The organism is Streptomyces sp. NPDC006997 (assembly GCF_040635175.1).
Lineage (GTDB): Bacteria > Actinomycetota > Actinomycetes > Streptomycetales > Streptomycetaceae > Streptomyces.
Map to the genome: position 1 here is coordinate 22785 of NZ_JBEYHH010000016.1, position 19607 is coordinate 42391.

General features: G+C 73.2%; 15 protein-coding genes. 10 read left to right on the top strand and 5 right to left on the bottom strand.

From position 1 onward, the window contains the following. Positions 1-250: 250 nt before the first annotated feature. From ABZ659_RS17540 to ABZ659_RS17560, 5 genes are all read right to left on the bottom strand, one after another. Positions 251-1480: an amidohydrolase gene (locus ABZ659_RS17540; RefSeq protein ID WP_360220521.1), complete on the bottom strand. Its 1230-nt coding sequence runs from the start codon at positions 1478-1480 to the stop codon at positions 251-253. A 281-nt stretch (positions 1481-1761) separates the two neighbouring features. Next, complete coding sequence (locus ABZ659_RS17545; protein ID WP_360220112.1) at positions 1762-2832, bottom strand: hypothetical protein; 1071 nt, start codon at positions 2830-2832, stop codon at positions 1762-1764. A gap of 47 nt (positions 2833-2879) precedes the next feature. Continuing rightward, positions 2880-3818, bottom strand: a complete 939-nt coding sequence (locus ABZ659_RS17550; RefSeq protein WP_360220115.1) for an N-acetylneuraminate synthase family protein — start codon at positions 3816-3818, stop codon at positions 2880-2882. A 13-nt stretch (positions 3819-3831) separates the two neighbouring features. Continuing rightward, positions 3832-5100, bottom strand: a complete 1269-nt coding sequence (locus ABZ659_RS17555; RefSeq protein WP_360220118.1) for an N-acylneuraminate cytidylyltransferase — start codon at positions 5098-5100, stop codon at positions 3832-3834. Positions 5101-5135: 35 nt separating this feature from the next. Continuing rightward, on the bottom strand, positions 5136-6485 hold the full coding sequence (locus ABZ659_RS17560; RefSeq protein WP_360220121.1) for a DUF6716 putative glycosyltransferase: 1350 nt from the start codon (positions 6483-6485) through the stop codon (positions 5136-5138). 198 nt (positions 6486-6683) lie between these two features. Between ABZ659_RS17560 and ABZ659_RS17565 the strand changes: the two genes are divergently transcribed. From ABZ659_RS17565 to ABZ659_RS17610, 10 genes are all read left to right on the top strand, one after another. Further along, positions 6684-7670: a glycosyltransferase family 2 protein gene (locus tag ABZ659_RS17565; RefSeq protein ID WP_360220125.1), complete on the top strand. Its 987-nt coding sequence runs from the start codon at positions 6684-6686 to the stop codon at positions 7668-7670. Continuing rightward, positions 7670-9004 (top strand): polysialyltransferase family glycosyltransferase, encoded by a 1335-nt coding sequence (locus ABZ659_RS17570; protein ID WP_360220128.1) that lies wholly within the window; start codon positions 7670-7672, stop codon positions 9002-9004. Before ABZ659_RS17565 ends, ABZ659_RS17570 begins: the two co-directional genes overlap by 1 nt. A 168-nt stretch (positions 9005-9172) precedes the next feature. Then, a complete protein-coding gene (locus ABZ659_RS17575) occupies positions 9173-10396 on the top strand; it encodes a hypothetical protein (RefSeq protein ID WP_360220131.1) in 1224 nt (407 codons plus the stop codon). Next, on the top strand, positions 10393-12591 hold the full coding sequence (locus tag ABZ659_RS17580; RefSeq protein WP_360220134.1) for a polysaccharide pyruvyl transferase family protein: 2199 nt from the start codon (positions 10393-10395) through the stop codon (positions 12589-12591). Before ABZ659_RS17575 ends, ABZ659_RS17580 begins: the two co-directional genes overlap by 4 nt. A 122-nt stretch (positions 12592-12713) precedes the next feature. Continuing rightward, positions 12714-13679 (top strand): glycosyltransferase family 2 protein, encoded by a 966-nt coding sequence (locus ABZ659_RS17585; RefSeq protein ID WP_360220137.1) that lies wholly within the window; start codon positions 12714-12716, stop codon positions 13677-13679. 3 nt (positions 13680-13682) lie between these two features. Then, positions 13683-15038 (top strand): polysialyltransferase family glycosyltransferase, encoded by a 1356-nt coding sequence (locus ABZ659_RS17590; RefSeq protein WP_360220140.1) that lies wholly within the window; start codon positions 13683-13685, stop codon positions 15036-15038. A gap of 62 nt (positions 15039-15100) precedes the next feature. Further along, positions 15101-16183 (top strand): acyltransferase, encoded by a 1083-nt coding sequence (locus ABZ659_RS17595; RefSeq protein ID WP_360220143.1) that lies wholly within the window; start codon positions 15101-15103, stop codon positions 16181-16183. 90 nt (positions 16184-16273) lie between these two features. Continuing rightward, positions 16274-17200, top strand: a complete 927-nt coding sequence (locus tag ABZ659_RS17600; protein ID WP_360220146.1) for a class I SAM-dependent methyltransferase — start codon at positions 16274-16276, stop codon at positions 17198-17200. A gap of 133 nt (positions 17201-17333) precedes the next feature. Further along, positions 17334-18485 carry an acyltransferase gene (locus ABZ659_RS17605; protein ID WP_360220149.1) on the top strand — a complete coding sequence of 384 codons (1152 nt, stop codon included), beginning with the start codon at positions 17334-17336 and terminating at the stop codon, positions 18483-18485. 221 nt (positions 18486-18706) lie between these two features. After that, complete coding sequence (locus tag ABZ659_RS17610) at positions 18707-19606, top strand: class I SAM-dependent methyltransferase (RefSeq protein ID WP_360220524.1); 900 nt, start codon at positions 18707-18709, stop codon at positions 19604-19606. Position 19607 lies beyond the last annotated feature (1 nt).

Consider the following 19607-nt stretch of genomic DNA (forward strand, 5'->3'; position numbering starts at 1 on the left):
AAGTTCCCCATTCTCCAAAGCCCCGCAGCGGGTGCTCAGTTCGGCGCACATTAACGCGCGTAGACACTCCTGGGAACGGGGTCTTGGGCGGACGTTATCCATTCGTGCCGATGGCCGGTTACGCCCCTGTGAACCACCGGATCGAATGGGGTGCGGTAGGACAAGGTGCGCGCGCCGGAGCGCCGCGCGCACCACCTTGCCGGGGGCCGGGCGGGCCCGCAACCGGAGCCCGCCCGGTGCGGACTACGGGCTACCAGCCGCCGTCGACCAGCGCCGCCGCCGTGAAGAGTTCCACGCCTACGGTGATCGCGTGCTCGTCGACGTCGAAGTCACCCTGGTGGAGGTCGCGGACCACGCGTTCGCCGGGGGTGCGGACGCCGAGGCGGGCCATGGCGCCGGGGACGTGTTCGAGGTACCAGGAGAAGTCCTCGCCGCCGAGGCTCTGCTCGGTGCCCTCGACGGAGTCCGCGCCGCGGCGGACGGTCATCGCGTCGCGGAGGAGTTCGGTGGCGTCGGGGTGGTTGACCACGGGCGGGACGCCACGGACGTAGTTGATCTCCGACTTGGCGCCGTACAGGTTGGCCACCTCGTCGACGGCCGCGTGCACCACGTCGGGCGCGGTCCGCCAGGTGCCCAGGTCCAGGCAGCGCACCGTACCGGACAGCTCGGCGTGCTGCGGGATGACGTTCGGGGCGTGGCCGGACTCGATACGACCCCAGGTCACGGCGAGTCCGGCGCGGGTGTCCACGCGCCGGGCGACGATCGCGGGCACGTCGGTGACCACCCGGGCGACGGCGGTGACCAGGTCGGTCGTCAGGTGCGGGCGGGCGGTGTGGCCGCCGGGGCCGTCGAGGGCGATCTCCAGCCGGTCGCAGGCGGAGGTGATGGCGCCCTGGCGCAGCCCGATCCGCCCGGCGTCCACGCGGGGGTCGCAGTGCACGGCGATGATCCGGCCCACGCCCTCCAGCGCGCCGCACTCGATGACGTCGGCGGCGCCGCCCGGCAGCACCTCCTCGGCGGGCTGGAAGATCAGCCGCACGGGGCGGGGCAGCAGGCCGCGGCGGTGCAGGTCGGCCAGGACCAGACCGGCGCCCAGGACGACGGTGGTGTGCACGTCGTGGCCGCAGGCGTGGGCGCGGTCGGGCACGGTGGAGCGGTAGGGGCACTCGGTCTTGGCGTCCGGGATGGGCAGCGCGTCGATGTCGGCCCGCAGGGCGAGGACGGCGGGGCCGTCGTCCTGGGGGTCGCCGATGTCGCAGACGAGTCCGGTTCCGACGGCGAGGACGCGCGGTGCGAGGCCCGCCTTCTCCAGCCGGGCCTTGATCGCGGCGGTCGTGCGGAACTCCTGGTTGCCGAGTTCCGGGTGCATGTGCAGGTCGCGGCGGAACGCGACCAGCTCGGCACGCAGCGCCTCCGGCAGCGTGCCGGGCAGCGCGGCTTCCCCGGGGGCGTCGGCTTCGGCTTCGGACTCCAGTGACATCAATTGCTTCACCCTCTGAAGGGTAGGACGCCCGGACGGCCAACTGACCCGAGATCAACAAAACTTCAGCCCGTTAGGGGAAGAAAACCTGGCCGCCGGACGCATAGGCGTCGGGATGGATGGGTAGACTCGCCGGATTTTCGATCCTGCTGAGCCACCGGCGCCCACCCGCTCCCTCACGGATACCACGCCCCACTCGACCCACGCTCGCGCGTTCATCTGGCGGACGGGACTGTGGCACGAGGCGGGGCCGAGGATCCGCGCCCCGCCGCGGCGGCGGCTCAGGTGCCGGGTACCGGTACCGCCAGCAGGCGGTCGACTCCGCGGGCGGTACCGGTGACGCCGTCGAGGAAGCCCTGGGCGCGCGGGGAGGCGCCGCTGGTCAGCCAGTCGGGGTCGATGTCGCAGACGGCGACCCTGACCCCCGTACCGGCGAGGGCGAGCGGGAGGGTGTGCACGACCGTCGAGGGGAAGCTGAGGATGGTCCGGCCGATGGGGCCGCGGCGGGCGATCAGCTCCAGCGGGAGGTCGGGGCGGACGATCTCCAGGCCGGTCTCCAGGGAGAGCCGGTGCAGTTTGTCGGCGCTCTCCCGGCGGTGCGCGAAGTAGCGGGTGGCGCCGTGCGCCTTGGCGAGGGTGCGTACGGCCTCCAGGTACCGCTCGCCGTCGACGACGCCGGTCTCCACCAGGGAGGTGCCGACCAGGTCGGCGCCCTTGGTGATGCGGGGCGGGCCGAAGCGGGCGCGGGTCCAGGAGAAGTCGTTGGTGGTGGTCTCCACGCCGCCGGGGGCCTCCTCGATCGGCATCGAGGAGAAGACCGTGACCCGGCGCCGCTCGCCGGGGGTGAGGCGGCGCCGGGCGGCCGACGAGACCGGGCCGAAGACCAGGTCGCGGGGGCCGGGGCGGCTGCCCTTGCGGTGCCAGCGGACGAGGCGTTCGCCGCGGGCGAGCTGGGTGACGAACTCCATGGTCGCGGTGCCGTCGTCGACGACGACCAGGTCACGGGCGCGCGTGATCGTCAGCAGCAGTTGGACGTAGCGGGAGAACGGGTCGCCCATGACGATCCGTTCGGCGCGGCGCAGCGGGCCCACCAGGGAGCCGATGGTCTGGAAGGGCGCGGCGGCGCCGCCCCGCGCCTCCTCCCAGCGGACCTCGTGCCCCTCTTCCCGGGCCAGCTCGGACATGCGTCGGAGCTGGCCGCGGGTCATCGGGTCGATCGGGGAGAGCACGACGAGCGTGAGGTCCGCGCCGGGGGCGTGGCGGTGCGCCCACTCCAGCGTGTTCAGGAGCTGGACCGGGCTCTCGACGAAGGCGAGAGTGGGGGCGCTGGCGTTCCCGGCGCGGGTGCTCATCGGCGTACGACCGTCCCGTCGTAGGGGGTGTGCGGGTGGGGTGTTGCTCAGACGGCGACGGGCTCGCCCGCGGCGGCGGCGATCTCCGCCTCGGCGACGACGCCCTGGACGCGGCGGAGCTTCTTCATCGGGCCCAGCTCGGAGTCGTAGACCTTCTTGACGCCGTCGCCGAGGGAGGACTCGATGGTGCGGATGTCGCGGACGAGGCGCTGCAGGCCCTGCGGCTCGACGGAGGCGGCCTGGTCGGAGCCCCACATGGCGCGGTCGAGGGTGATGTGGCGCTCGACGAAGACGGCGCCGAGGGCGACCGCGGCGAGGGTGGTCTGCAGGCCGGTCTCGTGGCCGGAGTAGCCGATCGGGACGTTCGGGTACTCCTGCTGGAGGGTGTTGATGACGCGCAGGTTCAGCTCCTCCGCCTTCGCGGGGTAGGTGGAGGTGGCGTGGCAGAGCAGGGTGTTCTCGCTGCCGAGGACCTCCACGGCGTGCCGGATCTGCTTGGGCGTGGACATGCCGGTGGAGAGGATGACCGTGCGGCCGGTGGCGCGCAGGGCGCGCAGCAGCTCGTCGTCGGTGAGGGAGGCGGAGGCCACCTTGTGGGCGGGGACGTCGAACTTCTCCAGGAAGGCGACGGCCTCGGTGTCCCACGGGGAGGCGAACCAGTCGATGTCGCGGCTCTTGCAGTACGAGTCGATCTGGCGGTACTCGTCCTCGCCGAACTCCACGCGGTGGCGGTAGTCGATGTAGGTCATCCGGCCCCAGGGGGTGTCGCGCTCGATGTCCCACTGGTCGCGCGGGGTGCAGATCTCCGGCGTGCGCTTCTGGAACTTCACGGCGTCGCAGCCCGCCTCGGCGGCGGCGTCGATCAGCTTGAAGGCGTTCTCCAGCTCACCGTTGTGGTTGATCCCGATCTCGCCGGTGATGTAGACGGGCTGACCCGGACCGGCGGTCTTCGAACCGAGGGCGCGCAGACGGGAGTTGGTGCTCATGTCAGGGGGTTCCTTACTGGGTGAGGGGGTCGAGAGAGTCGAGCGAGGGTCCGAGGAGCCAGCTGGCGATCTCCCGGATCGCGCCGTCGCCACCCGGGACGGTGGTCACGGCACGGGCGGCGCCACGGACGACGTCGTGGGCGCTGGCGACCGCCACGGGCCAGCCGACGAGGGCGAAGCACGGGAGGTCGTTGACGTCGTTGCCGACGTAGAGCACGCGCTCGGGCGCGATGCCCTGGTCCTCGCACCACTGTTTGAGGGCGAGGTCCTTGCGGTCGACGCCGTGCAGCACCGGCAGCCTGAGCTTGCGGGCGCGGGCGGCGACGACCGGGTTCTGCTCGGTGGACAGGACCAGCATCCGCAGCCCGGACCTGCGCAGGGCGGCGATGCCGAGTCCGTCGCCGCGGTGTACGGCGACGAATTCCCGTCCCTCGGAGTCGATCAGCACCCGGTCGTCGGTCTGGGTGCCGTCGAAGTCGAGGACGACCGCGTCGATGTCGTCGGCGGTCGGCAGGGCGCCGGGGCGGTCCGCGTCGAAGAGCGGGGCGAGGGCGCGGGCGCGGGCCAGCTCGTGCGGGTCGTCGATCTCCAGCACGCGGGCGGGGTCGGTGCGCACGAGTTCGGTGTGGCCGAAGAAGCGGTGGCCGTGCTCGCGGAAGCCGGGGGCGGCCATGGCGTAGGCGGCGCCGGTCTCCAGGAAGTCCTGGGGGCGGTCCTGGCGGCGCGGGCGGAAGGACTTGTCGTGGTTGACGCCGTAGCCGCCGGTCGCCGGCTCCGCCGCGGAGTCGGTGTCGGTGGCCTCCTGGTCGGCGTCGCGCCAGACGAAGCCGTGGAAGGGGGCGACGGTGACGGCGGTGTCGGCGCCGTTCTGGGCGACCGCGGCGGCGACCCCGTCGATGTCCTCGCGGACGAGGAAGGGGCTGGTGCACTGCACGAGCAGCACCACGTCGACCGGGGCGCCGTGCAGCGTCTCGTGGGCGTCCATGGCGTGCCGGACGGCGGCCTCGGAGGTGGCGGTGTCCCCGGCGATGGCGGCGGGCCGCAGCACGACCTCGGCGCCCGCCTCCCGGGCGGCGGCGGCGATGGCGTGGTCGTCGGTGGAGACGACGACGTCGGTCACCAGGTGGGCGGCGCGGCACTCGCGTACGGCGCGGGCGACCAGCGGGACGCCGCCGACGGGGGCGAGGTTCTTCGCGGGCACGCCCTTGGAGCCGCCCCGCGCGGGGATCACCGCGAGCACCCGGCGCTTCGTCGCGCCCGGTGTCGCTTCCGGGTGGGTCATGGGCTGTACTCCTGGCTTCGAGGAAGGCGGGTGGGTCACAGCTCCCCCATCCGCCGGATGACGGGGGCGACCCGCTGGACGCCGTGCCGGTAGGCGCCGCGGGCGGCGCGGCGGACTATCTGCCGGACCGGTCCGGGGTCGCGGTCGTGGGCGGGGGCGCCGGGCAGCGGGGTGCCGTCGGGGCCGAGGTGGTGGCGGGCGAGGATGCCGGGGAGGTAGCCGGGCGCGGTCACGGGCGTGTAGTACGGCGTGATCGGCGGGAGTCCCCCGGGGGTCGCGAGGAGCTTGGCGATGCGTTCGCGGGCCGCGTCGAAGGCGGTGGCGTAGGTGCCGTCGGCGCACACGCCCTGCCGGGCGGTCCACGCCTCGTCGGCCTCGGGGCGGTGTCCCGCGTCGAGCTGCTCCCAGGAGGCGAGGCAGCCGGAGCCGGTGAAGTGGTGGTTGCCGAGGGTCTCGCGGATGCCGAGGTCGGTGAGGACGACGGTGGGGATCCGGCGGTGCAGGGACTCCAGGGCGGCCGTGGAGCTGACCGTGACCAGCAGGTCGGTGCGGTCCAGGACCTCGCCCATGTTGCCGTAGACGAGCCGGAAGTTGGGCGGGAGTTCGCCGTGCCGCTGGGCGAGCTTCTGGTAGGGCAGTTCCTCGATGTGGGTGGTGTGCTCGCCGGGCTTGGAGCGCAGTTTCAGGAGCACTTCGCGCTCGGGGTGCAGCCGGGCGTGCCGGATCAGCCGGTCGAGGAGGTAGGTGCGGTCCGTGCGGCTGTCGGGGACGGAGGGCTGCGCGGCGAAGACCACGGTGTACGGGTCGTGTTCGCCGGTGTAGGGGGTGCCGCCGAGGAACGGCAGGGCCACCTCGGTGACCGTCGAGGAGTCGGCGCCGACGCCGTCGTACACGGCGCGGAACCGGTCGGCGTCCTGGCGGGAGTTGGCGAGGACGAGGTCCGCGCCGTGCCGGAGCAGCAGGCCGTCGGCGAGCTTCTCGTAGACGACGCCGACATAGCCGGTGACGATCACGGGCCGGTCGGCGCGGCCCTCGAAGGCGCGTGCCAGTCCGTGCAGCATCGCCTGGGTGCCGCCGCCGACGAGGGACAGCACGAGGACGTCGTACCGCTCCCGTTCCATGGTGCGCAGGAACTCGACGGCGGTGACCTCGCGCAGCGAGTCGGCGCGCACGCCGACCTCGGCGAGCTGCCGGGGGGTGGGGGTGGCCCGGCCGCGCAGCAGGAAGCCGTCGAGCGCCGCGGTGACTTGCGTCCCGTCGAGCGGTCCGGCTTCCATGGTCGGGCCCGGAACGATGCGGCCCGCGGTCAGCGCACCCCATTTCCAGCGGGTGTCGGAGTCCGCGAGTACTGCGATCCGTGGGGGCTTCGTTGTACTTGGTGGCACAGCTCAAAACCTAGGGAGGAATTCCTAGTTGTGGACGAACCGCCACGCAACAAAAAGTAAACAGCAGACCACCGAAAGCCGAACTGGCCCGTCAACCCCCAGGAAGTACACGGGATGCACCAATCCGACACACCGAGTTCACCTTCTGTACCCCGAGTCGCAAGTTCCGCCGCCGGGCCCCCTCCTAGGCTTTCCCGGGTGCCCAAGCTCTCCGTGATCGTGCCGTTCTACAACGTCCAGCAATACGCCCCGGACACCTTGAGAAGTCTTCGCGCAAATGCTCGAAAAGACTTCGAATTCATCCTCGTAGACGACCATTCGAGGGACGAAACCCCGGCCATTCTCGAACGCGCTGCCGAGGACCTCGCCCGGTACGCCGAGGTGCGCCACGTCCGTCACGAGGTGAACGGCGGGCTCGCCACCGCCCGCAACACCGGGCTCGACCTCGCGCGGGGCGAGTACCTCACCTTCCTGGACGGCGACGACTGGCTGGCCCCCGGCTACCTGGAGCAGCTGGTCGCCGCCATCGAGGCGCTGGGCTGCGACTTCGTCCGCACCGACCATGTGCAGGCCACCGCGCGCGCCCGCTCCGTGCACCGGGCGCCGGTCGGCCGCCGCGACGAGGTGCTGGACCCGCGCGCCGCGATCCTCCCCGTGGACCGCACCACCTCCGTCGACTACGCCTACGCGTGGGCGGGCGCCTACCACCGGCGCCTCCTCGACCGGGGGGTCCTGCACTTCACCGACGGGCTGCGCACCGCCGAGGACCGGCCGTGGATCTGGAAGCTGCACCGCGAGGCGGACTCGTTCGCCGTGCTGGGTCTGCTCGGCGTCTTCTACCGCCGGGGCGTGGCCAACTCGCTCACCCAGATCGGTGACGTCCGTCAACTCGACTTCATCCGCGCCTTCGACCAGGTGGTCGCCGAGACCGCCGCCGACCGCGACGCCGACCGGCTGCTGCCCAAGGCGGTGCGCACCTACTGCGCGATCATCGCCCACCACCTGTCGGAGATCGAGAAGTTCGAGGCGCCGGTCGCCAAGCAGCTGCGGGTGAGGGCGGCGGCGGCCATAAGGCGGATGCCGCAGGACGCGCTCGGCGACGTCCTGGAGACCATGGACCTGCGGCGCGCCGCCAGGCTGCGGCGGCTGCGGCGCCGGATCACCACAGCGAAGGCGGCTGCCTGATGTCCCGTACCACCCAGATCTTCTGCGTCTCCACGCTCTACGGCGCCGCCACCCTGGCCGCCGCGGTCGACGCCGACTGCTTCGACCCCGCGGACCGCCGGATGCTGCTGGTGTTCAACAACGCCGTGACCCCGGAGACCACCCCGGCCGTGCACGAGATGCCCGGCTTCGGGGCGCTGCGCGACCGGTTCGACGACGTCGTCCTCTACAACGACGCCATCCGCCCCTTCCACCCGGGCGCCTGGTCGCCGCGCTCGGACGACCTGCCGCTGTTCGAACGGTACCTGCGGCAGCTGTGGGGGCTGGGCGACGACCGGGTGGCGCTGGTCCTGGAGTCGCTCCAGGTCAACCCCTCGCTCGCGCTCGCCCAGGTGTTCACCGGCGCCCCCGTGCACGTCTACGCCGACGGGCTGATGAGCTACGGCCCGACCCGCAACAAGCTGGACCCGCTGGTCGGCACCCGGGTGCGGCGGCTGCTCCACCTGGACCTGGTGCCGGGCCTGACGCCGATGCTGCTCACCGAGTTCGACGTGCCCGCGCGGGTGGTGCCGACACAGGCGTTCACCAAGGTGCTCAGCAGTCTCACCGGCGCCTCCGGCGAGCTGCCCGCGGTGCCGGAGAACGCGGCGCTGCTGCTCGGCCAGTACCTGTCCGCGCTGAACATCCTCACGCCGGACGAGGAGGAGGAGCTGCACGTACGGATGATGCGGGGCGCCGTGGCACGCGGGCACCGGTCCGTGGTGTTCAAGCCGCACCCCACCGCCCCGGCCCGCTACAGCCTCGCCCTGGAGGCGGCGGCGGCCGAGCTGGGCGTGGAGCTGACGGTGCTCGACTCTCCCGTCCTCGCCGAGGCGCTGTTCGTCCGGACCCGGCCCGCGCTGGTCGTCGGCTGCTTCTCCACGGCGCTGTTCACGGCGTCCGCGCTGTACGACCTTCCGGTGGCCCGCGTCGGCACCGAGCCGCTGCTCGACCGGCTCACGCCGTACCAGAACAGCAACCGGGTCCCGGTCACCCTGGCCGACGCGCTGCTGCCCGACCTGGAGGGGCGGGGCGGTGACGGCGGGCCCCTCCCGGCCGAGCTGCTGGGCCCGCTGCTCACCACGGTCGGGTTCACCATGCAGCCGCAGGTCTACCCGGCCCTGCGGCCCGCGGCGGAGCGGTTCCTCGCCGCGCACTACGGCCCGCTCGTCCAGCGCTACTTCAAGCGCCGCCGCCTGACCTCGCTGGGCCTGCCCGGCGGTATCCCGGAGCGGCTGGCGTTCCTGCCGCGCAACTCCACGGCGCGCCGGGTGGTGCGGCGGGCCCGGGCGTTGCGGAAGGCGGTCAGACGCTGAGGCGGTCCCCGGAGGCTGGGGTGGGTCGTTCTCTCGACCCGCCTCCGCCCCTCGGACCGCCAGGTCGGCTGTTCGAAGGGGACTGTTCACCGGCCATGCACCGGGAAGCCACCTGCGATCGCTCGCGGTGGGGCACATTCGTCCTCCGATCGGAGGACGGTGAAACGCATGACGAACCCCCTGGCGGGGCTGTTCAAGGCACGGCAGAAGGACGCCGCCAGACGGGACCTGTACGCCCGTGGTCTGCGCCGGTGCGGCGCCTACCTCGCGGAGCACGGCAGCACCTCGACGGCCGGTCAGGCCCGGCTCGCGCAGGCGGTCGGTGTCCTGACCGCCGCCCTGGACACCCCGGCGGCCGACCCCTTCGACGCCCTGCTCCAGGTCGGTGAGCGCGCGCTGGAGGCCGGGGGGCCGGACGAGCTCCGGCTCGCCCTCGACCTCGCGGAGGTGTCGGCCGCGCTGCGGCAGCGGTCCAAGGGGGCCTGGCGGCTGCGCGGGCTGGCCCTGGACGGGCTCGGGCGGGACGCCGAGGCGCTGGAGAGCTACGAGCGGTACCTGGCCCTGCTCCCCGACCCGGCGCACGCGGCGCCCCGGGTCGCCCGCAGAACGGCCACCCTGCGCGGACGGCGGACCTGCCTGGCCGAGGCCACCGCGCTGCTGCCCGGACCGGCGGTCACCGCGCCCGAGTTCGCCGCCCGGGTCCGGGAGCACACCGCCCGGCACGGCCTCGGCGACCCCGGGACGCGGCGGCTGCTGGACCTGTACGGCCGCCACCAGCGGCTGGTCGAGCGGGAGGCGGTGGCCGAGGAGCTGATCGGCGCGAGCACCCCCGTCGGCGCCGGTGACCTGCGCGCGCTGGTCGCGGACCGGGCGGTGTGCCTGGTGGCGAACGCCGCCGACGTCGCCGCCAGCGGGCTCGGCGCGGAGATCGACGGCTACGACGTCGTGGTGCGCTGCGACTCCTTCCGCCTGCGTGCCGAGGGCACCGGCGAGCGCACCGACCTGCACGCCGTCACCCTGCGCGGGGACAGCCCCTGGGAGGGGCCAGCCTGGACCCGGCGGGCCGGTGTCCGGCTGGTGTTCGGGGACCCGGCGGCGGCCTGGCGGCGTGCCGTCCGGGAGCGGCTGGTGCCCGGCGCGCAGGGCCAGGTCGGCGACGCGTCCCTGCGCCGGCCCCTGACCGACCCCGCGCTGCTGGGCGAGGGCGGCTGGGGCCCGGCCACCAGCACCGCCTTCACCGTCCTGCGGCTGCTGGACTTCCTGGACGTCAGCGCCCGGCTGGACCTCGTCGGCTTCGCCCCGCCCGGCCGGCTGCGGCCGGAGGAGGCCGAGTGGGTCATGGACCACGCCCAGCACGTCGACGACAGCAAGATGAGGATCGCCCTGCGATGACGCACTCCTCCGCGGACGACCGCAGCACCATCACCGGCAAGCGCCGGGTGGCCTTCGCCGTCCACACCGACGCGGACCGGCTGCCCGACGTGGCCGTCCTGCTGCGCAGCCTGGCGCTGACCAACCCCGGCGTGTGCGAGGACGTCGTCGTCCTCCACCCCGGCCTGCCCGAGGACGCCTTCGACGGGCTGCGCAGGCTGCACCCCCGGATCGTGACCCGCCGCGCGGCCGACCGCACGGAGGCGTTCCGGCTGGCGGAGTACGACACCGTCATCGCCCTCGCCCCCGGCATGGTCGTCCTCGGCGACCTCGGCGAACTGCTGCGTCTGCGGCACGGGGTGGCCGCCGTACCGCAGGTGTCGTACGACGCGGACGGCACGGAGCGGCGCGCGGTGCTGCCGGACGGGCTGTACGTCGTCCAGCGCGCCGACGTCGACGACGCCGCCCCCGACCCGGCCGCGGGCGGGCCGCTGACGGTGCTCGACGCGCGCTACGACTTCCTCGCCCGGCGGCTGCGCGACGACCTGCCGGTGCCCGCCGACGTCGCGGTGCTGCGGTTCACGGGGCCGGCCGACGCGCCCGGTCACGGTCCGGCCACCGAGGCGTGGCGCCGCTTCACGATGGCCGACGAGGACTTCTGGGCGGCGTACTGCGCCCTGCCCGGCGGCCGGCACCCCGACCTGCTGGCGCTGTGCGCGCCGCCGCTGCTCGCGGTGCGGTCCTCCCTCGCGCTGGCCCACACGGTCGCCGACGTCTACCGCCGCCAGGGCCGCTACGACGAGGCGGTGGACGTCCTGGCGCCGGTGGTGGCCGACCGGCTGGACGCGCCGCGCTGCCAGGAGACGCTGGGCCTGTGCCTGATGGCGCTGTCGCGGTACGACGAGGCCGAGGCGCGGCTGCTGCTGGCGGCGGCGTCGCCCGACGTGGCGCCGCGGGCCTTCGCGCAGCTCGCCCGGCTGGCCTGGCTGTGCGGCCGTACGGCCGACGCGCACGCCTACGCCCGGCAGGGCCTGTCCGCCGACCCGGCGGACGCCGGGTGCCACGCCTGGTCCGTGCGGACCGCCGGACCGGCGCAGCGGGGGGACGGGGACGACGACACGGACGCGCCCGCCGAGCAGTTGGCGCACGTGGCGCTGTTCGCGGAGGGGCGGGAGAACGCGGGCGACAAGGTGCTGCCGGAGGCGGTGCGGTTGTGCTTCGGCGCCGACACCGGCCCGCGCCGCTGGTACCGGCAGCCGGTGCACCGGCTGGTCGACGAGGCGGCGCTGGAGCGGCTGAACGCCCGGCGCGGGATCGTCGTGGGCGGCGGCGGGCTGTTCCTGCCGGACACCTCGCCCAACGGCAACAGCCACTGGCAGTGGAACGTCCCCGACGACGTGCTGACCCGGATCAGCGTGCCGCTCGCGGTGTTCGCGGTCGGCTACAACGTGTTCGACGGGCAGCTCTACCGCCGCAACCGGTTCGCGGAGAGCCTGCGCGTCCTCGTCGAGCGGTCGGCGTTCTTCGGGCTGCGCAACCACGGCTCCATCGACCGGGTCCGCGAGCTGCTCCCCGCCGGACTGCGCGACCGGGTGCGCTACCAGCCCTGTCCGACCACGGTGGCCCGGCAGCTGGTCCCCGGCTGGACGGACCCCGCGGAGCGCTCGGACACGGTGCTGGTGAACTGCGCCTACGACCGCGAGGGCCTGCGCTTCGGCCACGACTACGGCCACTTCCTCGCCGAGATGGCCACCGCGCTGCGGCGGCTGCGGGACCGGGCGGAGGTGCGGTACGCCGCCCACATGCCCGCCGACGAGCGGTTCGTGCACGACCTGCGCCGGGAACACGGCGTCACGCTGCGCGTCGAGCCGCTGTACGACATGACGAACGACGCCGTCCGCGCCCTGTACGCCCGTTCCCTGCTCGTGGTCGGGATGCGCGGGCACGCCGGGATGATCCCGTTCGGCTGCGGCACCCCGATCCTCAGTCTGGTCTCGCACCCGAAACTGGCGTACTTCCTCTCGGACATCGGCCACCGCGAGTGGGGTCTGTCGGTGCACGAGCGGGAGTTGGGCGCCCGGCTGGCGGAGCGGGCCACCGCGGTCCTCGACGACCACCCGGCCGCCGTGGCGGACGTGCACGCGGCCCAGGAATTCCTGTGGAAGACCACGCGGTCGAACCTCGACGAGCTGCGGGAGATCTTCAACCTCCGGTGAGTCGCCAAGAATTCACTTTCCCCGTGAATGGAATTCACCTGCCGGTGTCCGCACCGCCACCGCCTCTCACAGGAGGCCGCTAGCCTGTTCTAATCTCCATCCCCCGAACGTGAGAGGCCCGCGTGCCCAGACTGTCCGTTGTCGTCCCCATGCACAATGTGGGGGCTTTCGCCGAGGCCACTCTGCGAAGTCTCGCCAACAACGCGGACCCGGAATTCGAGTTCCTGATCATCGACGACTGTTCGACGGACTCCACCCCCTGGGCGATCGACCGCTGGGCGGAGAAGCTGCCGAACTGCACGGTGATCCGGCACGACCAGAACAGGGGCATAGCCCACGCCCGCAACAGCGGAATCGACGCGGCGGACGGCGAGTTCCTCACCTTCCTCGACGGTGACGACTGGTACGGCCCCGGACACCTCGCCGAACTGGTGCGCGCCATAGAGGAACTGGGCTGCGACTTCGCCCGCACCGACCACGTCCAGGCCACCGGCACCCAGCGGGTAATCCGGCGGCCCCCGGCGCGGGTGCGCAACGCCGTGATGGACCCCCGCGACGGCATCGCGCCCGCCGACACCGAGACGATGGTCGACTACCCCTTCGTCTGGGCGGGGATCTACCGCCGGCACCTCTTCGACGACGGTGCCATGCGCTACGAGACCCGGCTGCGCACCGCCGAGGACCGGCTGTGGATCTGGCGCCTGCACCTGAGGGCCCGCAGCTACGCCTCCCTCGGCCTGAACGGCGTGTTCTACCGGCGCGGCGTCGCCACCTCGCTCACCCAGGTCAAGGACGACCGCCAACTGGACTTCATCCCGGCGTACGACGCCCTCCTGAAGGACGTGCGCGAGGACGCCGAGAGCGACCGCTTCCTGCTCAAGGCGGTGCGGACGTACTGCGCGATGATCGCCTTCCACGTCGGCAAGGCGGACGAGTACGAGGCGTCGGCGGCCCAGCGGCTGCGACGGGAGGCGCGCGCCGCGCTGCACCGGATGCCCGAGCGGGAACTCGCGGAGACCCTCCGCACCATCGACAGGACCCGAGGCAGGTTGCTCAGCCGCCTGCGTGACGGGCGGAAGGCTGCCTGACCCATGCCCCACCGCACCCAGATATTCCAGGTCTCGACCCTGTACGGGGCCGCCACCCTGGCCGCCGCGCTCGACGCGGGCCGGTTCGGGCCGCGCGGGGACGTCCGCCGCGTCCTGCTGGTCTCCCACAACGCGGCGATACCGGAGACCGCGCTGCGCCTGGACGAGATGCACGGGTACGCCCGCATAGCCGCCCGCTTCGACGCGGTCCTCAGCTGGAACGAGGCGATACGCCCGTTCCACCCCAGCGCCTGGGGCCCCCGCGGCCACGACACCGTGATCTGGCAGAGGGCGTTCCGCCTGGCCTGGGGCATCGACGAACACGACCTGGTCGACCTCGTCGTCGAGTCGATCCAGGTGAACCCGGCCCGCGCGCTGACCGCGATCTTCTCCGAGAGCGCCGTCCACGTGTACGCCGACGGCCTGATGAGCTACGGCCCCACCCGGGACAAGCTGCCGCTGACCATCGCCAGCCGCATCCGGCGGCTGCTGCACCTCGACCTGATCCCCGGTCTGACGCCGCTGCTGCTCTCCGAGTACGGCGTGGCGCCCGAGGTCGTCCCGGACGACGCGTTCCGCGCGGTCCTCGACGAGATCTCGCGGGACGCCGCCGACGACCCGCGGCTGACGCCCGTCCTCGACGCGGCGCCCACGGCGGTGCTGCTGGGCCAGTACCTGGCCGCCATCGACGTCCTCAGCCCGCGGGAGGAAGAGGACCTGCACGTCCGGATGCTCACCGCCGCCGCGCGGGCCGGGCACCGGTCCGTGGTCTTCAAGCCCCACCCCACCGCCCCCGCCAGCTACTCGGCCGCCCTCAGCAAGGCCGCCGCGGAGGCGGGCGTACGGCTCACCGTGCTGGACGCGCCCCTGCTGGCCGAGACGCTCTACCAGCAGTGCGCCCCCGAACTCGTCGTCGGCTGCTTCTCCACGGCCATGGTGACCGCCTCCGCCTACTACGGCGTCCCGGTCGGCCGGGTCGGCACCGCGCTGGTGATGCGGCGGCTCAAGCCCTACCCGAACAGCAACCGGGTACCGCTGGCCGTCGTCGACCACCTGGTGCCCGACCTGGAGCGCGGCGACACCACCCCGGCCCTGGTCGGCACGGCGCCCGAGTCACTGCCGCCGCTGGTCCGGGCGATCGGCTACGCCATGCAGCCCAAGACGTACGCCAGCCTGCGGGAGCCGACCGAGCGGTGGCTGCGCGACCACCTGGCGGACAGCCCCGGCTACTACTTCCCCGAACTGCGGCTGGCCGAGCTGGACCTGCCCGGCAGCAGCCCGCAGGTCCGGGCGCGGCTGCGGGTGCGGCGCGCGCGCAGAGCGGTGCGCTCCGCCGTCCGCCGCGGCGCGAAGAAGTGACCCCGGGCCGCCAGAGCCCCACCCCCGATCCCCGCACGACGAAGACACCTGGGAGTTCCGCGGTGCCGAACGAGACCGCCGTACGTCTGCCACAGCAGAGCAGCGCCCCCTCGGGGGCCGGCGCCGAGGCGCGGGAGCACCGCTTCGACGTCGACCTGATGCGGCTGATCTGCTCCGCCACCGTGATGCTGGGCCATGTCGGCGCCCAGTTCATCCGGGCCACCGGGAACGACTCGGCCGAGGGGGCCGGGTCCTACTGGGTCGGGCACGTGGCCGAGGCGGTCAACCCGTTCGCCGTCCCGATGTACTTCGCCATCGCGGGCTGGGCCGTGCTGTCCGGCGCCCCGCCGCGGGACAGCGGCCGCATGGGGAAGCGGCTCGTCCGCAACACCGTGCCGCTCTTCGCGTGGACGGCGGTCTACCTGGCCTGGGCCTGGCTGCGGAACCGCAACGACGAGCCCATGACCGACCTGGCGGTCGACTCCCTCTTCGGCTCGGTGCAGCCCGCGTACCACCTGTGGTTCATGTACACCTACATCCCGATCATCGCGCTGCTGGCCTTCGCCTCCCTCATCCGGGCGGGACAGCGGCCCTGGCGGTTGGGCGCGGTGCTGTTCGCCATCGCGGTCGCGCCGAGCGTGCTGAGCACCCTCACCGAGGTCACCGACCACGAACTGCCCACGGTGGCCTGGGGCTTCGGCACCTACTCCCTGGTGTACGCGGTCGGCGGCGCGCTGCTGTTCAGCCTCCCCGCCGGGACCGTGCGCTGGCGCTGGCCGCTGGTCGCGCTGCTGCCGGTCACGATGGCCGGGTGCCTCTGGTACAACACGCAGGTCCACTACGTCATCCCCAACGCGCACCTGTTCGTGGCGGTGATGAGCGTCTGCGTGCTGCTGCTGGTCAGCAGGGTCCGCGTCCCCGAGAGGCGCCGCCCGCTGCTGCGCAAGCTGGCCGGTGCCGCGCTCGGCGCGTACATGGTGCACGTCCTCTTCGTGGAGGAACTGGTCACCCCCCTGGTCTCGGCGGACCTGTCCGCACCGGCGGCGGCCCTGCTGCTGGTCGGCCTGCTGGCCGCCGTCATGACGCTGTCGTTCGCCGCCAGCCTGCTGTGGGGGAGGCTGAACCTGCGTCGTCTGCTCGGCTGACCGGCCGGTCAGCGCCCCGCCCCCGGCCTTTCCCCCACCGCGAACCGCGCCACTCCGAAGCGACTTACGACGGATCGAGGTCTTCGCACGATGAAAAGGCGTTCCCTGCTCACCAGCTCGGCCTCCCGGCGCCTGCTGCGCCCGGTCGCCGACCTCGTCGACCAGCGCATCGACCGACGGCTCCGCTCGGCGGCGGCCGACAACTCCGCCCAGCTGGAACGGCTGCGGGAGGCCGTGGAGCGGGCCGGGGGCCACCAGCTCGCCGTCGACATGCTCCTGGGCCCCGGCGGCCGGGGCCTCTCCCGGACCGTCTACAAGGGCCCCCTGGAGCGGCTGCACACCGAGCTGACGGAGCTGGTCGGGGACCGGGAGTCCGCCGTCCGGGGCGTCGCCACCGCCTACCGGCTGCTGATCGCGCTGGAGTCGCTCGGGGTGGGCCGGATCGCCGGGGGCACCATGAACATCTGCGGCAAGCTGGCGGCCATACCGCTGCTCGACCCGCCGAACGACGAGATCCTGGAGATCGGCACGCTGTACGGCATGTTCTCCGCCGGGCTGGTGCGGATGATGGAGCGCGACGGCCGCAGCCCCGGCGTGACCATCGTCGACCCGTTCGCCGGGGTACAGCTCCAGCCCGGCACCGACCGCCGCCCCGACCCCACCGGCGCCCCCGTCGACGAGCACGCCGTGCGCACCAACCTCGCCCTGGCCGGTCCGGCGGGCGCGGCGGCCCGCGTCCAGCGGGGCTTCTCCGAGGACCCCGACACCCGTGCGGCCGTTTCCGACCGCGCCTACGGCGTCATCGTCATCGACGGCGACCACTCCCTGGCGGGCGTCCTCGCCGACCTCCAGTGGGCCGAGGAGATCGCCGCCCCCGGCGCGGTGGTCGTCCTCGACGACTTCGGCGACGCCAGGTGGCCCGGCGTGAAGGACGCCGTGGACAAGCACCTGGCGCGGGAGACGCGGTTCACCTACCTGGGCAAGGCGGCGCACTCGGCGTTCCTGAGGGCCACCTGAGCGCAACCTGTACGACCTTCAGGTGAACTGTGCGGGTGGGTCCCGCAAATCGCCACCTCTTCGAACGGAGGTGCGTGACACGGCGCCCTAAGGTCGGGGTGTTCCAGCCCGGCGGACCCCGAGAGGTGCCAGCGTGACCGAGACGGTCGTGAACACCACACAGCCGTCGGTGACGGCCACCGCGCCCGGCGTCCCCGCCCCCGCGCCCGCGCCACACCGCGCACGGGGCTCCGGCGGCAGGCTGCGCGCCCTGGACGGGCTGCGGCTGCTGGCCGCGCTGATGGTGGCGCTGTACCACTACGGCGGCCGGGGCGGTGACGTCAGCCGGGCCTGGGGGACGTCACCGCGGACGCAGTTCCCGACGCTGCACACGGTGTTCGCGTACGGCCCGCTCGGGGTGCACATCTTCTTCGTGATCAGCGGTTTCGTGATCTGCATGAGCGGCTGGGGCCGCCCGCTGCGGTCCTTCTTCGCCTCCCGCGCCGCCCGCCTGATGCCCGCCTACTGGGTCGCCGTCGCCCTGGTCACCGCCGTGTTCGCGCTGCCCGCGGTGGCGTACGACGCGGTCACCCCGAGCGAGGCGCTGCTGAACCTGACCCTGCTCCAGGAACCGCTCGGCGCGCACCGGGTGCTCGGCGTGGACTGGACGCTGTGGGTGGAGATCCGCTTCTACGCGCTGTTCGCCCTGTGTGTCGTGCTGCCGGGCGCCGACCGCCGCCGGGTCGTGCTGTTCTGCGCGGTGTGGACCCTGGCGGCGGCGCTCACCCAGGCGTCCGGGGAACCGTTCCTGGAGGTGCTGCTGATGCCGGAGTACGCGCCCTTCTTCATCGGCGGCATCGCGCTCCACCTCATCCACCGGGACCGCCGCGACCTCACCGCCTGGGGCCTGCTGGCGGTGAGCTGGCTGACCGGACAGCACATCGCGGTGTCCCACCTCTGGCACGGCGACCACCCCGGGCAGTTCTCCTACCGCTCGGCCACGGTCGTCGTCCTCATCGTCACCTTCGGCTTCGCGGCCGTCCTCGCCATCGCGCTGGGCTGGCTGGACTGGGCGAACTGGCGCTGGCTGACGGTCGCGGGCGCCCTGACGTACCCGTTCTACCTGGTCCACGAGCACCTGGGCTGGGTCGTCATCAAGGTGCTCCACCAGGACCTCGGCGTCCCGTCCTGGGCCACCTTCGCCGCCACCCTCACCGCGATGCTGGCCCTGGCCTGGCTGCTCCACCGGCACGTGGAGCGCCGGGCGACCCCGGCCCTGCGCAAGGCACTGATCGAGCGAAATTAGCCTTATTTTCTCGTTTTGGGAGGTTTGCTCCATTTTCAACGGGCAGTCACTGAGCAGTTCCTGACCGCATCCCGCAGAAGGAAGTGCTCCCGCACATGAGCAACGCACACAGCGCCGTGCGCCACGACGCCCCGAGCGGCCCCCCGGGCCAGACGGCGGACCCGACGCCGCCGCCCCGCCGTCTCGACGACGTCCGCGGCTGGTTCCCCGTACTCGACCAGATGCTCTTCGCCTGGCTCCTCGACCGGCAGGAGGCCCTCGGCACCCGGGGCGACCTGCTGGAGGTCGGGGTCTTCATGGGCAAGAGCGCGATCTTCCTCGGCCGCCACCTGCGGCCCGGCGAGCGGTACACGGTGTGCGACCTCTTCGAGGGCGACGCCCCCGACGACGCCAACCAGGCCGAGTCCCGCACGTCGTACGCCACGCTCACCCGGCGCGCCTTCGAGACGAACTACCTCGCCTTCCACGACGACCTCCCGCGGATCCTCCAGGGCCCCAGCTCCCTGGTCCCCGCCGAGGTGCCCGCGGGCTCCTGCCGGTTCGCGCACATCGACGGCTCCCACCTCTACGACCACGTGTACGGCGACATCGGCGCCGCCCGGGACGTACTGCTCCCGGACGGGGTGGTCGTCCTGGACGACTTCCGCTCCGAGCACACCCCCGGCGTCTCCGTCGCCGCCTGGGAGGCCGTGCTCAACCGGGGGCTGCGCCCGATCTGCCTGAGCACCCAGAAGCTGTACGGCACCTGGGGCGACCCGGAGCCCGTCCAGGAGGAGCTGCTGGCCATGGCGCGCGGCCGGGACGACTGCCACCTGAGCGTGCAGGGGGCGGCCGGCCACCGCCTGATCCGCCTCAAGGCCACCCGGGAGACGCAGGCCCCGCCGTTCCCCCTCTCCCGGTACGGCCAGTCGCCACCGGAGACCCCGGAACCGGCGCGGCCACAGGCGCAGACGCCGGTACCCGTGCTGGTGCCGGTGACGCGTCAGCCCGCGCCGCCCGCCGCGCCGCGCCGACGCCCCCGCGGCCGCGCCCGCCGGCTCGCCGTCGACCTGCTGCCGCCCCTGCTCACCCGCGCCCTGGTCAACGCCCGCGCGGCACGGCGCCCGCCCGCCCGGTCGTGAG

Bases quoted from the DNA above. Each gene is read 5' to 3' on its own strand.
- ABZ659_RS17540 (WP_360220521.1), bottom strand. From the start codon at position 1,480: ATGTCACTGGAGTCCGAAGCCGAAGCCGACGCCCCCGGGGAAGCCGCG.
- ABZ659_RS17545 (WP_360220112.1), bottom strand. From the start codon at position 2,832: ATGAGCACCCGCGCCGGGAACGCCAGCGCCCCCACTCTCGCCTTCGTC.
- ABZ659_RS17550 (WP_360220115.1), bottom strand. From the start codon at position 3,818: ATGAGCACCAACTCCCGTCTGCGCGCCCTCGGTTCGAAGACCGCCGGT.
- ABZ659_RS17555 (WP_360220118.1), bottom strand. From the start codon at position 5,100: ATGACCCACCCGGAAGCGACACCGGGCGCGACGAAGCGCCGGGTGCTC.
- ABZ659_RS17570 (WP_360220128.1), top strand. From the start codon at position 7,670: ATGTCCCGTACCACCCAGATCTTCTGCGTCTCCACGCTCTACGGCGCC.
- ABZ659_RS17575 (WP_360220131.1), top strand. From the start codon at position 9,173: ATGACGAACCCCCTGGCGGGGCTGTTCAAGGCACGGCAGAAGGACGCC.
- ABZ659_RS17580 (WP_360220134.1), top strand. From the start codon at position 10,393: ATGACGCACTCCTCCGCGGACGACCGCAGCACCATCACCGGCAAGCGC.
- ABZ659_RS17590 (WP_360220140.1), top strand. From the start codon at position 13,683: ATGCCCCACCGCACCCAGATATTCCAGGTCTCGACCCTGTACGGGGCC.
- ABZ659_RS17600 (WP_360220146.1), top strand. From the start codon at position 16,274: ATGAAAAGGCGTTCCCTGCTCACCAGCTCGGCCTCCCGGCGCCTGCTG.
- ABZ659_RS17610 (WP_360220524.1), top strand. From the start codon at position 18,707: ATGCTCTTCGCCTGGCTCCTCGACCGGCAGGAGGCCCTCGGCACCCGG.